A 13741-nucleotide genomic window follows, 5' to 3' on the forward strand; every position below is an offset into this window, starting at 1 on the left:
TTTCCCCTTTCTAACTTTAAAAGCGGCTGATAAATAATGAATAAACACCTGCCCATGTAATGATCAGGAAGAATCCTAATAAGAAAACGGAAGCTAGCGTTCCCTTTAAGGAAGAGCTATCCTCTATTTCAGTCTTTGTTTTTCGGCTGAGTTCCGTTTTCGCCATTGTCCTTCACTCCTTTCGAATATTTGGAAAAAGTAAATGATTACACTTTCATAATACAAAACATTTAGGAAGATTCTAGTTGCTTTCATTGAGTTCACAAATTGTTCATTCGTAACTTAAACACTATGATAATGGTGAAAAATTGGTATTTAAGTGATTTATGTCACAAAACAAACCTGTAAATTGTGAAAAAACTGTGAAGGTTTAATGAAGCTGAAGAAGGCAGGCTAAATTATTTCAAGATGAGCATACTGAAGAGAGTGAATTGTCTAATTAACGAACAATTTTCTGAAAATATATTATTTAGTTCGTATTTAGTTAAAGATTTTGATTGAAGTATTAGTAAATGATGTTATAATGTTAATAAATTAATAACATTCACTCATATAATCGCGAGGATATGGCTCGCAAGTTTCTACCGGGTTACCGTAAATGATCCGACTATGAGTGAGCAATGTACAGGACGTTTTTAGTCATCCTTGTTTGCCTGCAGCTTAGATCCATTAGCCTGAAGGCCATTGCTTCACTCATTTTTATGTTGTGAATGCGATGGGCTTCAGGCTTTTTATATGGCCGGAATGGGTATTTGAAGGCTATCTATCATAGAGGAGGATGCAAAATGAATATGCTTATTGAAAAAATAAAGAGCGAAGGGATTATTTTATCGCCGACAGTTTTAAAGGTGGATTCTTTTCTGAACCACCAAATAGATCCTCAGCTAATGCATGAAGTCGGCAAAGAATTTGCAGATAGATTCTCCAGCAGCGGAATTACAAAAATATTGACTATAGAATCTTCGGGGATTGCGCCAGCTGTAATGGCGGGGCTCCATCTGAATGTTCCAGTTGTATTTGCGAGAAAAAGAAAATCTCTCACTCTGGTAAATGACCTGATTACAGCCTCTGTCTATTCTTTTACTAAGGAAGAAACAAGTGAAATTTCTGTTTCAAAGAAATATCTTTCAGAAAAAGATAATGTTCTTATAATCGATGATTTTCTAGCGAATGGACAGGCAGCATTGGGTCTTGCGGATATAGCGAAAAAAGCGGGATCAGCAATAGCAGGGATTGGAATAGTTATTGAAAAAGGCTTTCAAAATGGCGGACAGCTGCTGAGGGAAAAGGGATTTCGGGTTGAATCCTTAGCAATTATTGATTCGCTTGAAAACGGCATGATCAGCTTTGATAAAACAGCAAAGAAAATGGAGGAACTAATGCGATGAATCAGAATCCGCTTAAAATTGCTTCCCTTGGAATTCAGCATGTCCTTGCCATGTATGCAGGCGCAGTAATTGTACCATTGATTGTAGGAGGGGCACTGGGCTTAACGGGGGAACAGCTTACCTATCTAGTTTCCATTGATATTTTTATGTGCGGAATTGCAACACTTCTTCAAGTATGGCGCAGCAGATTTTTTGGAATTGGCCTTCCAGTCGTTCTTGGCTGCACATTTACTGCCGTTGGACCTATGATTGCGATTGGCGGGCAATATGGAATACCAGCAATTTATGGTTCCATTCTAGTTTCTGGCTTATTTGTTGTAGCTGTTTCAAAGTATTTTGGAAAACTAGTTAAATTTTTTCCTCCTGTTGTAACAGGGTCTGTTGTTACAATTATAGGAATTACGTTAATTCCTGTTGCAATGAACAACATGGCTGGAGGACAGGGAAGCCCGGATTTTGGTTCCATGACAAACATAGCATTGGCTTTTGGAACTTTGCTGTTCATCATTATTCTCTTCCGCTTCTTTAAAGGCTTTATTCGTGCGATTGCCATTTTGCTGGGGCTGGCTGCTGGCACCATTACAGCGTTTTTTATGGGCATGGTAGATTTCTCCGCTGTTGGGGAAGCTTCCTGGTTTCATATGCCATCACCTTTCTATTTTGGCATGCCGACATTTGAGGTGACAGCGATCCTCACTATGATTCTCGTAGCAATGGTCAGTTTAGTTGAATCTACAGGCGTATACTTTGCCCTTGGTGATATCTGTGAAGAAAAATTGGAAGAAAAAGATCTGTCAAATGGCTATCGTGCCGAAGGACTTGCAATCATCCTTGGTGCTGTCTTTAATGCTTTTCCTTATACAACATATTCGCAAAACGTCGGACTTCTTCAGATGTCAGGCGTTAAAACAAAAAATGTCATATATACAGCAGGGGCTTTTCTTGTACTGCTTGGGCTAGTTCCGAAAATCGGCGCATTGACAACCATTATTCCAACTCCCGTTTTAGGAGGCGCAATGGTAGCCATGTTCGGTATGGTCGTCGCCTATGGAATAAAAATGCTCAGCAAAGTAGAGTTCTCATCTCAGGAAAATTTATTAATCATTGCCTGCTCTGTCGGGATGGGATTAGGAGTAACAGCCGTTCCTGAACTATTCGCGCAAATGCCTTCCAGTGTGCGCATCCTGACTGATAATGGAATAGTGGCAGGCAGTGTGACGGCAATTCTTTTAAACATCGTATTCAATGTTGCTAAAGGAAAAAAAGCAGTTCAGCCTGCATCTTTTGCGGAGCAGAAGGCTTCATAATTCTTCTTTGCGGCAATCACAATAATTCTGGCAATCAATATAATATTCTATCGGTATTTTACATTTCCGAAGCGATTGTTTCTCGCAAGAAAGAGAGTGTAATGTGATGGAGAAATATTATTGTGATAACTGCCGGCTTTTATATAATGAAGAAGAGGTTTGTGCTGCTTGCGGTATCCTGGTTACGAAAAAAATATATATAGAAGTACAAAAGCATCACAAAAACAATAATGGATTGGATGCATCAGAATAACTATGTCATGGGCCAGTTATATTTATTGAAATGCTTGGCCCCAGCGCTAATTGGAAAAGATTTAGTAATGCTATTCATTTAGTTATTCCTTTATAATAAAGATGCACAACAACTCCTTCAAAACACATTGCTTCCTCCAAATGGGGGGAGCTTTTTTTTGCTTGATTGTACAATTACGAACATAAATTGTTTTTATTTGGAAAAAATAAAAGAAAGCAAGCGGAGGAGAGTCATGTATGCCAGCAATTGTATCAGTTGCAGAAGCAATACCTGAACATGTTCTGACACAGGATCAGGTAATGGATTTTGCCAGAGATTTATTTTCAGAGTCCTTTAAGGATATTGAACGCCTATTGAAAGCTTTCCGCAACGGTCAAATTGAAAAGCGCCACTTTGCAAAGGGACTCGATTGGTTTAAAACAGATAAATCATTTGAAGATCGAAACAATGCTTACATTGAACAGGCTATTGAACTGGGTACAAAGGCCATAAAGTGCTGTCTGGAAAATGACATTTTCCTGAGCAAGAATCTCCAATGCGATGAAATCGATGCCATTTTTACTGTTTCAAGTTCAGGAATTGCCACACCGAGCATTGAAGCAAGAATCATGAATAAGCTTCCATTTTCTGAACATACCAAGCGAATACCGATATGGGGACTGGGTTGTGCGGGCGGAGCTTCAGGTCTTTCAAGAGCCTATGAATATTGCCTGGCTTTCCCTGAAGCAAAAGTACTGGTATTAACCATAGAATTATGCAGCTTGACCTTTCAGCGCAATGACCGGTCAAAGAGCAATCTAATCGGTACCTCTCTTTTTGCTGACGGTGCAGCATGTGCGCTGATAACGGGTGATGACGTTCAAAGGGATTTTCAAAAGGTGTCATCCATTCCGAGGATTTTGGGAACCCAATCAACAACGATGCGCAATTCTTTGGATGTAATGGGCTGGGAAGTAAAGAATGAAGGCTTATATGTGGTTTTCTCAAAGGATATACCATCCATAATAGAGAGCTGGCTGAAGCCGAATGTAACGGAATTTCTAAGGGGAAAAGGCATAGAAATGGAAGAGATAAACCATTTTGTTGCCCATCCTGGCGGCAAAAAAGTCATTGATGCTTATCAGAAAGCACTGCAATTCGATCCTGATATGACAAGAATTTCACTTGATGTATTAAAGGAATTCGGGAATATGTCATCTGCAACCATTCTTTACGTATTGAAAAGGTTTATGGTGATCGGCCGACAGGGAGATACCGGGCTTGCAACTGCCCTTGGCCCGGGATTTAGCTCGGAATTACTGCTGCTGAAATGGGAGTGAGTGTAGATGCTGTTCAAAATATTTATTGCAGTCATCATTTTGCAGAGGGCAGCAGAGCTTGCTGTAGCCCGAAATAATGAAAAGTGGATGAAAGGCCGGGGCGCACTGGAATTTGGCCAGCGGCACTATCCCTGGATCGTTGCGGTTCACGCTTCCTTTTTTATTTGCTTTCTGGTTGAAGTAACCATCTTTGAAAAAGACCTGTCCCCTCTTTGGCCCATTCTTCTGATTCTTTTCTTCCTTACCCAGGCGGGAAGAATATGGGCACTATTCTCTTTAGGGAAATACTGGAATACTAAAATCATTGTCATGCCGGGGGCCAAGGTCGTCAGAAGGGGGCCATACCGCTTTATAAAGCATCCCAATTATGTAATTGTTGCTGCTGAATTTCTCGTGATACCTTTAATGTTTCAGGCTTATATCACAGCGGCTGTATTTACTCTGCTGAACATAAAGGTACTTTCGGTCAGGATACCAGCCGAAGAAAAAGCACTAAAAGAATTGACAGAATACGAAGAAGCTTTTTTACGATTAAGGCCAGGCCTGAATAGAGATATTAAAAAAGTTTGACAATTTTAAAATCCCTATTGAAAATGATTATCGTTCGTGATAAACTTCTAATTGAATTTGAAAATTATTCTCAATATCATTCCAACAGGAAGGTGTTGCTACATATGACAATTCTATTTGTTGCAGGCACAATTGCTGCCTACTCACTTGTTATGAAACATGTTTTAAATAACGTAGCTAAACCACATACAAGATAATTATATTTTTTTGAAACCAGGCAGAGGCCTGGTTTTTGTTTTTTTAACGCATGTGAAAATACATGCAAATGGAACATAGAATAAAAGCAGGAATTGATTTCTGCTGAGAAATATTAGAAAAATCAAAGAATAACCCATCCTATATAGGAAAATAAACGAAAATCATTTAAAATAAGAAGTAAATTAAAGTTACAAGGGGATTAATGGAAATGGCTGACACGATTTTGCAACCTGGATTGCAGCAAACTGAATTAATGAACAGAATAACTGCTATATATACATTCGCCCAGAGAAATGGGGATAGCCAGACAGCTAAAAGAGCTAAGGATCTCTTAATTAAGCTAAGAGACCAGGAATTTGCCATCGCTTTTTGCGGACATTTTTCAGCTGGGAAATCGAGCATGATTAACAAGCTTGCAGGAGAGGACCTTCTTCCGTCCTCGCCGATACCAACCAGTGCCAACCTGGTAAAAGTCAAATCAGGTGAGGAAGATTATGCAAAAGTTATTTTTAAGGAAGGAAAGCCAAGGATTTATCCAGCTCCGTATGATTACGGACAGGTAAAATCCTATTGCAAGGACGGCGATTCAATTCATTCCATTGAAATAAGCCATTCTGCCACCAGTTTGCCCAAGAAGGCAGTAATTATGGATACACCTGGAATCGATTCTACAGATGATGCGCATAGAATTGCTACTGAATCTGCTCTTCATTTGGCTGACCTCGTTTTTTATGTTATGGATTATAACCATGTCCAGTCGGAATTAAATTTTCTTTTTACAAAAGAACTGACGGCTGCAGGAAAAGAAGTTTATCTTGTTATCAATCAAATTGATAAACACCGGGATGAAGAGCTCAGCTTTGAACAATTTAAAGAAAGCGTAAAGGAATCATTTGCATCCTGGGGAGTAAAGCCTGCGCGGATTTTTTACACCACGTTAAAAGACGAAAATCACCAGGCAAACGATTTTAAGGCACTTAAGAACTTTATTAACAGCAGCATTGATAACCGTGAAGTGCTTTTGCCCCAGTCCGTTTTTCATTCTTTAAAGAAATTAACAGAGGATCATCTGGCATTTTTAGGAGACGCCCATGCAGCTGAAAAAGATAAATGGGAAGAAAAATTGGCTGAATTAGATCAGGAAGAACGGGATCAGCTCGGAAACAGGCTGCAAGAGTTAGAGAATCAGTTGAATAAGCTAAAGTCTTCCATACATGAAGCAGATATTGAGTTATCCGGAAAGTTAGATGAGATTTTAAAAAACGCTTATTTAATGCCTTTCCAGACGAGGGAACTGGCAGAATCTTACCTTGAGTCGTGCCAGCCTTCGTTTAAAATTGGCCTATTTTTCAGCAAACAGAAAACGGAGCAGGAAAGGTCAGTGCGGCTTGACCGCTTCTATCAGGATTTTTCCGAAAAGGTTAAGTCTCAGCTGGAGTGGCATATAAAAGAGCTGTTTTTACAGCAGTTCAAGCAGCATAATATCCATGACTCAGAAATTCTTGCACAAGTTCAGAGCTTCAAGCTTTCCTTTGAATCAGCAGTTTTAGCCGAAACAGTAAAATCCGGCGCCGTGGTTTCAGGAGATTATGTTCTTCAGTATACAAACGACACAGCAGAGGCTGTAAAGAGAATTGCCAAAAAGAATGCAGCTTTCTTGAAAAATGCACTTCTGGAAGCGCTTGAAGAAAATAACAGTCAGGATCAAACTGTACTGGTCAATGAAATTCGCAAGCTTACAGCCTATGCTGAAGCCCTTAGTGCAATTAAAGCTCTCAATGAAAAAGTAATTAAGGCATCTGCCGAGATGAAAGTCTATCTGACAGGTGACTTTGCTCATGATGAGTTTCAAGAGCAAGGCAAAATGCTTGCAGCAGAAGATGTCGATGAAGCTGAAGTTGTTTTCCTGCATGAAGATAAAATTGAGAAGGAAAAGGTGCTCAATAAACCTGAAAAATCTGCTGAAGAAGAGCAGACAGGGGAAACTGTTCCTGCGGTTTCCGTTCAGCCTGTTATTGAAAAGCTTCAATTCACCGCTAATGCAGTAAAAGATATCCCAGGTTTCAAAAAGCTTGCAGCTGATTTGGCAGATAAAGCATCAAGGCTTGAGAGCAAAGAATTCACAGTTGCCCTTTTTGGTGCATTTAGTGCAGGGAAGTCCTCCTTTGCCAACGCTTTAATCGGGAATAAACTGCTTCCGGTTTCACCAAATCCCACTACAGCTGCAATCAACAAAATTAAGCCTGTTAGTGCAGAGAATGAGCATGGAACCGTTCTTGTAAAAGTAAAGGATTCGAAGACTCTCTTAAATGATATCAATCATTCATTGAAGGTCTTTGATTATTCTGCAGGAAACTTCGGCGATGCTGCTGCAGCGATTAAGAAGATCACTGGGGAAAACCAGGATTTCGATGCGAATGAAAAGACACACTTTGCATTTCTTAATGCGTTTATGAGAGGTTTTAATTTCTTCACAGATCAGCTTGGGAAAGTCATAAAAGCTGATTTGGAAGAGTTTAGGGATTATGTTGCAAATGAAGAAAAATCATGCTTCGTTGAGACGATTGAGGTTTACTTTGATTGTGAACTGACAAGGCAGGGAATTACCCTTGTTGACACACCTGGGGCAGATTCGATTAATGCGAGGCATACCGGGGTTGCATTTGAATATATAAAAAACTCAGATGCAATCCTTTTTGTAACTTATTATAATCATGCCTTTTCGAAAGCCGATAGAGAGTTTCTTATTCAGCTTGGAAGGGTCAAAGACACCTTCTCTCTTGATAAAATGTTCTTTATCGTCAATGCCATTGACCTTGCCAATAGTGAAGAAGAAAAGGATTCGGTACTGGAGTACGTTGAAGAGCAGCTGGTGCAATACGGAATCCGCCGGCCCCATCTGTCTGGCATTTCAAGCCTTCAAGCTCTGGAAGAGAAGCTGGATAGCAGCAAAGAGAAAGTTTCCAATATCGGCTCATTTGAAAAAAGCTTTTACTCCTTTATTAATCAAGACCTGCTGAATATTTCCATTTCATCAGCAGAAACAGAGTGGAGGCGCCTATTAGCTCAGCTCAGGTCTTACATTTCTTCCTCACAGGAAAATAAAGAAGTCAGGTTTGAAAAGCTGAAACAGCTTGAGGAAGAGCATCAAACGGTTGCTGAAATTATCCGTGGACAAAAATCCGAACTGCTGTCCCAAAGGCTTGAACAGGAAACGGATGAGCTTGTCTTTTACATCAAGCAAAGAGTGTTTCTTCGTTTCTTTGACTTTGTTAAGGAGGCTTTCAACCCTTCAGTCCTGAAAGATGATGGCCGGAACTTAAAGAAAGTGCTTAAAATCGCTCTTGATGAATTCCTGGAAAGCTTTGGATTTGATTTTGCCCAAGAGCTTCGTGCAACAACATTAAGGCTTGAATCCTATATATCCAAGCTGATCGGTCAGCAGCAGGAGACTATTTTGAAAAAAGCCGCCAATGTGAACAGTGATTTGTCTTTTAGCACATATGAGCCATTAAAAATGGAAAGTATTGAATTTGATTCAGCATTTTCCAATGAAGATCCGAATCAATTTAAAAAAGCTCTATCCTACTTTAAAAATCCAAAAACGTTTTTTGAAAAGAATGAACGCAAGCTGTTAGCGGATGAACTGGAGAAGAACCTGCAGGAACCTGCAGACCGTTACCTGCAAGCTGAAAGCACCAGACTAAAATTCCATTACAGCAGCCTGCTGACGGCCGAATTTGAGCGGCTGCTCAATTCGCTGATTGAACAGAACAATGAATATTATGAAGGAATTACGGCTGCTTTAAAAGATGATTTCCCAATTGAAGAGCTGAAAGAAATTGAGAGGAACATTGCACAGTACGAATAATTGGTATTGAAAGGTTGCTGCTTTTCTTATGGAAAAATGGCTTTCCGATGCTGAAGAAAAATACAATATTGACATCCTTTTTGCATGTGAAGCAGGAAGCAGGGCCTGGGGGACAGATGATGCGGAATCAGATTATGATATCCGCTTCATCTTTAAACATAAGGATCTGAAAGCATATCTTGCCCTTGAACGTGCAAAAGAGGTTATTGATGCAAATACCCCTTATGATGTGCACGGCTGGGATATTTTTAAAGCATTTGACCTTATGCAGAAATCTAATCCAAGTATTTTCGAATGGGCATACTCACCCATCATCTACAAGGATAAGGATGGCTTTTCAAATAGGCTAAGGAGTATCGCGGAAAAAGAGTTCTCACGATATAAGTTATTCCAGCATTACACCCAGCTTTTTTCCCGCAATCTTGGTGAAGCGGTTAAAAAAGAGGAATTTACAATTAAGAAACAGAAGCTGCTAATTCAGGCGGTAAGAGCCTGCCTCATTTCAAGGCAGCTGCTTCAGCAAAATAATTTAAACGGAGACTTTTTGTATACAGGTCTCTTTTGTTTAAAGGAAGAGGATGAGATTACCCTCTTTTATCAGGCCCTGGCTAATGCAAAAAAACGTGGGGGTCTTATTCAGGAGCATTTAGCAAATCAAATAGCTGAGACACTCGAGTCAGAAAGGGAAGTCCTCTATATTGCCGGTGAATCAATGGCAAAAGAAAAAGGCAAAGTATCCGGACTGAATGAATGGCTTTGGGAACTACTGAAAGTTTAAAATTAATTCTGAAAAGAAAAGGGAGAGCTATGGGGAAGAATTCTTTTCATGCATGTGCAACCTGCGTAAGCTTCCAGCCTGAAAGACGTAAAGAAGGAATGGTTTATTTTTGCAGCAGACTGGGCTATGAAACGAAACCTGACTATCAATTTAACTGCTGGACACCAAAGGAACATATAATACGCCTGATGGAAAAGAGAAAAGGGGAGAACCTTAAATGAAGTATCTGGTAGAAAAGGAATGGGTTTTAACCAAACTGGATGACCCCAATATCCGAATTGCCGACTGCCGCTTTAAACTTGGGTCGCCTGAAGAAGGGCGCAGCTTATATAATCTCAGCCATATTCCCAATGCAGTGTATTTTGATTTAGAGAAGGATCTGTCAGGCCCTGTGAGAGAACATGGGGGCAGGCACCCGCTTCCCGATCCCTCTCAATTTAGAGGAGCACTTGAGAAATCTGGAATCAGCAGGGATACCACAATAATTGCCTATGATGGAGGAGAAGGGGCTTTTGCTGCAAGATTCTGGTGGATGCTCATGTATTTGGGACATGAAAAAGTATATGTATTGAACGGCGGATATAAAGAATGGGCTGAGAGCGGCTATCCTTTGACTAATAAGGTTCAAAGCTACGGGCCAGCTGACTTTAAAATCGATCTGCAGCCTGATATACTTGCTTCATACGAAGAAGTTAAAGAGTTTACCTATAATCAGGATACTGCTGTAATGATTGATTCGAGAGAGGAAAAGAGATACCTGGGACTGGAAGAGCCTATTGATAAAAAAGCCGGCCATATCCCTGGAGCAATCAATAGAGTTTGGCTTGAAGCGTATAAAAATGGAAGGTTTAAAGAAGCAGAGGAACAGGAGCAACGGTTTGCAGACATACATAAGAATAAACCGGTAATTGTTTACTGCGGATCTGGGGTAACAGCAGCACCTAATTTCCTGGCATTAAAGGAAGCCGGCTTCCCTAATGTTAAATTATATGCTGGAAGCTTCAGTGACTGGATCTCTTATGACGGCAATAAAATAGAAACTGTCGAAAAATAGTGAAATCCCTTTTTGAAAAAGGGATTTTTTTACTTTTTAAATTATTATATAATTTAAAAGGTTTAATAGATTTTGAAAATGGAGGGGTTTAATGAATACTTCGGGCTACACGATAACAAAAAAACAAAGAACTGAAACAAAACAAATATTGGTAACGACTGCAATCATTCTAATATTGTCAGCAATTTTTATTCCTATATTTTTACTTTCGCCATTTCAGGCACAATTTTACAGACCTGAGGGGACCTGGGTTTTCGAAGCGCCTAAAGCCGCTTATATTACATTTAGCATAGCTTTGGCATCGATGGGGATTTTTATCTTAGCGGGGGTTTGGCTGCACAGTGCTGAAAAATTCGGCATGATTGCGAAATTTATTACAGGAGCATGTTTTTTATTTTCACTGGCTACAGTGATTCTCAGTTTTGATTATTACCACTATATTGATAAGAATGGTGTCCATTTTAATACATTATTCAGTTTGAAGGAGAAGCATTATGATTGGCCGGAAATCAAACAAGCCAGGCAAACGGTCATAAACAAAATGGGTGTTATGTCTGATGATGAATTAATATTTACCTTTAAAGATGGTACAATATATGCATATCCATTAAATAATAATATACGTAATGCTCGAATCGCTACTTACTATGAACTGGAAGAACATGGAGTTGAATTAATAAGGGAAACAGAATAAGGCTGTAAAACTTTTCAAGAGAAACGGAGAGTTTCCCATGTTATAATAATTGTTATGATTATAATCGGGAGGCGAAAAAATGAACGAGAAGAAACCTTCACTGCTGCTGGTTGATGGAATGGCTCTGCTGTTCAGGGCATATTTTGCAACAGCAATGTCCGGTCAATTTATGATAAATTCAAAAGGAATGCCTACAAATGGAGTTTACGGATTTGTTAAACACTTTTTAACGGCTGTTTCTTCCTTTAACCCGACTCATGTGGCCGTATGCTGGGATATGGGAAGCAAAACCTTCCGCACGGAAATGTTTGATGCCTATAAAGCAAACCGTCCTGAAGCTCCGATTGAACTTGTGCCTCAATTCGATCTAGTAAAAGATGTCGTGGAAGCTTTTGATGTGCCTAATATTGGCCTTGAAGGATATGAAGCTGATGACTGCATTGGCACCATTGCAAGAAAAGTTAGCCAGGAAGCGGAAGTCCTGATCCTTACTGGCGACCAGGATATCCTGCAGCTTCTGGATGACAATATTTCTGTCATTCTGCTGCAAAAAGGCTATGGGAATTATCTTGTGCATACGACGGAAACCTTTTATGAAGAAAAGGGAATAACACCTAAGCAGATGATTGACCTGAAAGCCTTCATGGGGGATACGAGTGATAATTATCCGGGAGTAAAAGGAATTGGCGAAAAAACAGCTCTGAAGCTGCTGCAGCAATTTGAGCATATTGAAGGGGTACTGGAAAACCTGGAACAGCTCACAAAAGGACAGCGTGCCAAGATCGAACAGGATCTTGAAATGCTGCACTTGAGCAGACAGCTCGCCGAAATAAAATGCGATGTACCAGTTGAATGCCCTCTCGACCTGGCGCAATTCACAATGAACCGGGAAAAGGTCATGGAGAAATTCACTGAAATTGAATTCCGCGGCCTTCACAGATTTCTTGATTTTAAAAAGGAATATGCATAATAGAAGCTTCAGGCGGCTGCCTGGGGTTTTTTTAAATTGCGTTCCCCTCAGAACCAATATTCCCCATAAATCATAAAAGCCGCCCAAGGCGGCCATCAAGCATTATTTAGTATTCTTCTTCTTCGCTGCATTCTCCAGTTTGCTTTTAGGCTCTTCTGAAAATTCAGCATCCTGCCCGTATCCTTGAGGGTTTACGCCAGGTGCTTTTTTTCCTCTGTTTGTATGTCCATTTTTGCTCATGTGATCACCTCCCCAGCCAGCAATTCCTCCATTGATAACCTTATTATTGTTAAAGTCTAAGGGTTTTAATCATGTCCATGCAGGGTACAATTTAGCAACTGATGCGGTGAATTTTTCTTCTTTTTTGGGTTTAATTACTCCATGAATACAAGCCTATTTAGCATTTGAAGGAGGAATAATAAAAGTCTGCATACTTCAAAATAAAGAAGAGGTGAGTTTTTATGAATAAGGGAGTTTATATCGCTCTTTTAAGTATAGGGCTGGCACAGGGCCTGAAAATCCCCATCCATTATGTAAAAAAGGGAGAACTTCGTCCGGATTTATTTTTCCAGACAGGGGGCATGCCGAGTTCCCATTCGGCAGGTGTTTCGTCTTTAACTACTTTTATTGCTTTAAAGCGGGGAGTGCCGACGGTCGACTTTGCTTTGTCGCTGGTTTATGGCCTGATCGTTATGTATGATGCCCAGGGAATCAGGCGCCAGACCGGTGAGCTAACCCTGAAGGTAAACAGTCTGGGTGAGCTGGTTGATAAAATTCACAAAGATGAAACAGTAAAGTTTGAGGAGGAAGGTCCAAAGAAACTGAAGGAAATGCTCGGCCACCAGCCTGCTGAAGTATTGGGCGGAGCTCTTCTCGGTGTATTAACTGGAACACTTGGCTACCTTCTAACTAAGAAAAAATAATTTATGCTAATTGAGCTTACAACTCCCTTGCTTCATGCAGAAAAAAGGTAGATAATTGTCGAAAAATCAAGTAAGATTTAGGAGAACGCAGGAGGGAGCAGGGGAAGAGGGTAAGTAAAAATGACAGTTGAAGAGTATTTGCACTTTTTGCAAAGTAAAGGTTTTCAATTTCGGGAAGACGCGGTTGGCTTCATTTACTTTGGCAAAAATTATACCAATGCTTCTGACGAGCTTGCAAATGCAGCAATAGAACTTACATTAAAAGCGCAGAAATCATTTGACGGCAGTTTTTACGTATCTTTGCTTGAAACATTGGTTTCAAAGAATATTACCAGCAGGCGGGAAGCGATAAAATTTGTAAAAGAAAAAGCAATCATTTAATAAGGCGTGTCTTTTTAGAGAACACGCCTTTTTTC

The 13741-nt window shown here is 40.0% G+C and carries 15 protein-coding genes and 1 riboswitch; of the genes, 13 read left to right on the top strand and 2 right to left on the bottom strand.

Translation table 11 applies throughout. The features are described from left to right. Window positions 1-16: 16 nt before the first annotated feature. Window positions 17-166: a cytochrome c oxidase subunit 2A gene (locus QUF73_25460; protein ID MDM5229464.1), complete on the bottom strand. Its 150-nt coding sequence runs from the start codon at window positions 164-166 to the stop codon at window positions 17-19. A gap of 362 nt (window positions 167-528) precedes the next feature. After that, a riboswitch (purine riboswitch) is annotated at window positions 529-630 on the top strand. A gap of 155 nt (window positions 631-785) precedes the next feature. On the opposite strand from QUF73_25460, the gene QUF73_25465 reads away from it, so the two are divergent. The 11 genes from QUF73_25465 to QUF73_25515 all read left to right on the top strand — a co-directional run bounded on the left by QUF73_25465 (window position 786) and on the right by QUF73_25515 (window position 12402). Further along, a complete protein-coding gene (locus QUF73_25465; GenBank protein MDM5229465.1) occupies window positions 786-1388 on the top strand; it encodes a xanthine phosphoribosyltransferase in 603 nt (200 codons plus the stop codon). Then, window positions 1385-2695 (top strand): nucleobase:cation symporter-2 family protein, encoded by a 1311-nt coding sequence (locus QUF73_25470; protein ID MDM5229466.1) that lies wholly within the window; start codon window positions 1385-1387, stop codon window positions 2693-2695. Before QUF73_25465 ends, QUF73_25470 begins: the two co-directional genes overlap by 4 nt. A 103-nt stretch (window positions 2696-2798) precedes the next feature. Further along, window positions 2799-2948: a hypothetical protein gene (locus QUF73_25475; protein MDM5229467.1), complete on the top strand. Its 150-nt coding sequence runs from the start codon at window positions 2799-2801 to the stop codon at window positions 2946-2948. Between the two features lie 236 nt (window positions 2949-3184). Further along, window positions 3185-4267 carry a 3-oxoacyl-[acyl-carrier-protein] synthase III C-terminal domain-containing protein gene (locus QUF73_25480; GenBank protein ID MDM5229468.1) on the top strand — a complete coding sequence of 361 codons (1083 nt, stop codon included), beginning with the start codon at window positions 3185-3187 and terminating at the stop codon, window positions 4265-4267. Between the two features lie 6 nt (window positions 4268-4273). After that, entirely contained in the window at window positions 4274-4837 is a 564-nt protein-coding gene (locus QUF73_25485; GenBank protein ID MDM5229469.1) for an isoprenylcysteine carboxylmethyltransferase family protein, read from the top strand. A 406-nt stretch (window positions 4838-5243) separates the two neighbouring features. Then, a complete protein-coding gene (locus tag QUF73_25490; GenBank protein ID MDM5229470.1) occupies window positions 5244-8906 on the top strand; it encodes a dynamin family protein in 3663 nt (1220 codons plus the stop codon). Between the two features lie 28 nt (window positions 8907-8934). Then, the gene (locus QUF73_25495) at window positions 8935-9684 is read left to right on the top strand and encodes a nucleotidyltransferase domain-containing protein (protein ID MDM5229471.1); all 750 of its coding nucleotides are present in this window, start codon (window positions 8935-8937) and stop codon (window positions 9682-9684) included. A gap of 29 nt (window positions 9685-9713) precedes the next feature. Further along, entirely contained in the window at window positions 9714-9905 is a 192-nt protein-coding gene (locus QUF73_25500) for a hypothetical protein (GenBank protein MDM5229472.1), read from the top strand. Continuing rightward, a complete protein-coding gene (locus QUF73_25505) occupies window positions 9902-10738 on the top strand; it encodes a sulfurtransferase (GenBank protein MDM5229473.1) in 837 nt (278 codons plus the stop codon). Before QUF73_25500 ends, QUF73_25505 begins: the two co-directional genes overlap by 4 nt. A 91-nt stretch (window positions 10739-10829) precedes the next feature. Further along, window positions 10830-11432, top strand: coding sequence for a hypothetical protein (locus QUF73_25510; protein MDM5229474.1), 603 nt, complete (start codon window positions 10830-10832; stop codon window positions 11430-11432). A 79-nt stretch (window positions 11433-11511) separates the two neighbouring features. Further along, window positions 11512-12402, top strand: a complete 891-nt coding sequence (locus QUF73_25515; protein MDM5229475.1) for a 5'-3' exonuclease H3TH domain-containing protein — start codon at window positions 11512-11514, stop codon at window positions 12400-12402. A 102-nt stretch (window positions 12403-12504) separates the two neighbouring features. Here QUF73_25515 and sspL read toward each other — a convergent pair whose 3' ends face one another. After that, window positions 12505-12642 carry a small, acid-soluble spore protein L gene (gene sspL, locus QUF73_25520; GenBank protein MDM5229476.1) on the bottom strand — a complete coding sequence of 46 codons (138 nt, stop codon included), beginning with the start codon at window positions 12640-12642 and terminating at the stop codon, window positions 12505-12507. Between the two features lie 221 nt (window positions 12643-12863). On the opposite strand from sspL, the gene QUF73_25525 reads away from it, so the two are divergent. Further along, the gene (locus QUF73_25525) at window positions 12864-13325 is read left to right on the top strand and encodes a divergent PAP2 family protein (protein ID MDM5229477.1); all 462 of its coding nucleotides are present in this window, start codon (window positions 12864-12866) and stop codon (window positions 13323-13325) included. A gap of 120 nt (window positions 13326-13445) precedes the next feature. Further along, complete coding sequence (locus tag QUF73_25530) at window positions 13446-13706, top strand: DUF6123 family protein (GenBank protein MDM5229478.1); 261 nt, start codon at window positions 13446-13448, stop codon at window positions 13704-13706. Window positions 13707-13741 lie beyond the last annotated feature (35 nt).

It is taken from the genome of Cytobacillus sp. NJ13, from assembly GCA_030348385.1.
In the GTDB taxonomy this organism is placed as follows: domain Bacteria; phylum Bacillota; class Bacilli; order Bacillales; family Cytobacillaceae; genus Cytobacillus.

Coding starts and splice junctions, on each gene's coding strand:
- QUF73_25460 (MDM5229464.1), bottom strand. CDS start 166: ATGGCGAAAACGGAACTCAGCCGAAAAACAAAGACTGAAATAGAGGAT.
- QUF73_25465 (MDM5229465.1), top strand. CDS start 786: ATGAATATGCTTATTGAAAAAATAAAGAGCGAAGGGATTATTTTATCG.
- QUF73_25470 (MDM5229466.1), top strand. CDS start 1,385: ATGAATCAGAATCCGCTTAAAATTGCTTCCCTTGGAATTCAGCATGTC.
- QUF73_25480 (MDM5229468.1), top strand. CDS start 3,185: ATGCCAGCAATTGTATCAGTTGCAGAAGCAATACCTGAACATGTTCTG.
- QUF73_25485 (MDM5229469.1), top strand. CDS start 4,274: ATGCTGTTCAAAATATTTATTGCAGTCATCATTTTGCAGAGGGCAGCA.
- QUF73_25490 (MDM5229470.1), top strand. CDS start 5,244: ATGGCTGACACGATTTTGCAACCTGGATTGCAGCAAACTGAATTAATG.
- QUF73_25495 (MDM5229471.1), top strand. CDS start 8,935: ATGGAAAAATGGCTTTCCGATGCTGAAGAAAAATACAATATTGACATC.
- QUF73_25500 (MDM5229472.1), top strand. CDS start 9,714: ATGGGGAAGAATTCTTTTCATGCATGTGCAACCTGCGTAAGCTTCCAG.
- QUF73_25505 (MDM5229473.1), top strand. CDS start 9,902: ATGAAGTATCTGGTAGAAAAGGAATGGGTTTTAACCAAACTGGATGAC.
- QUF73_25510 (MDM5229474.1), top strand. CDS start 10,830: ATGAATACTTCGGGCTACACGATAACAAAAAAACAAAGAACTGAAACA.
- QUF73_25515 (MDM5229475.1), top strand. CDS start 11,512: ATGAACGAGAAGAAACCTTCACTGCTGCTGGTTGATGGAATGGCTCTG.
- sspL (MDM5229476.1), bottom strand. CDS start 12,642: ATGAGCAAAAATGGACATACAAACAGAGGAAAAAAAGCACCTGGCGTA.
- QUF73_25525 (MDM5229477.1), top strand. CDS start 12,864: ATGAATAAGGGAGTTTATATCGCTCTTTTAAGTATAGGGCTGGCACAG.
- QUF73_25530 (MDM5229478.1), top strand. CDS start 13,446: ATGACAGTTGAAGAGTATTTGCACTTTTTGCAAAGTAAAGGTTTTCAA.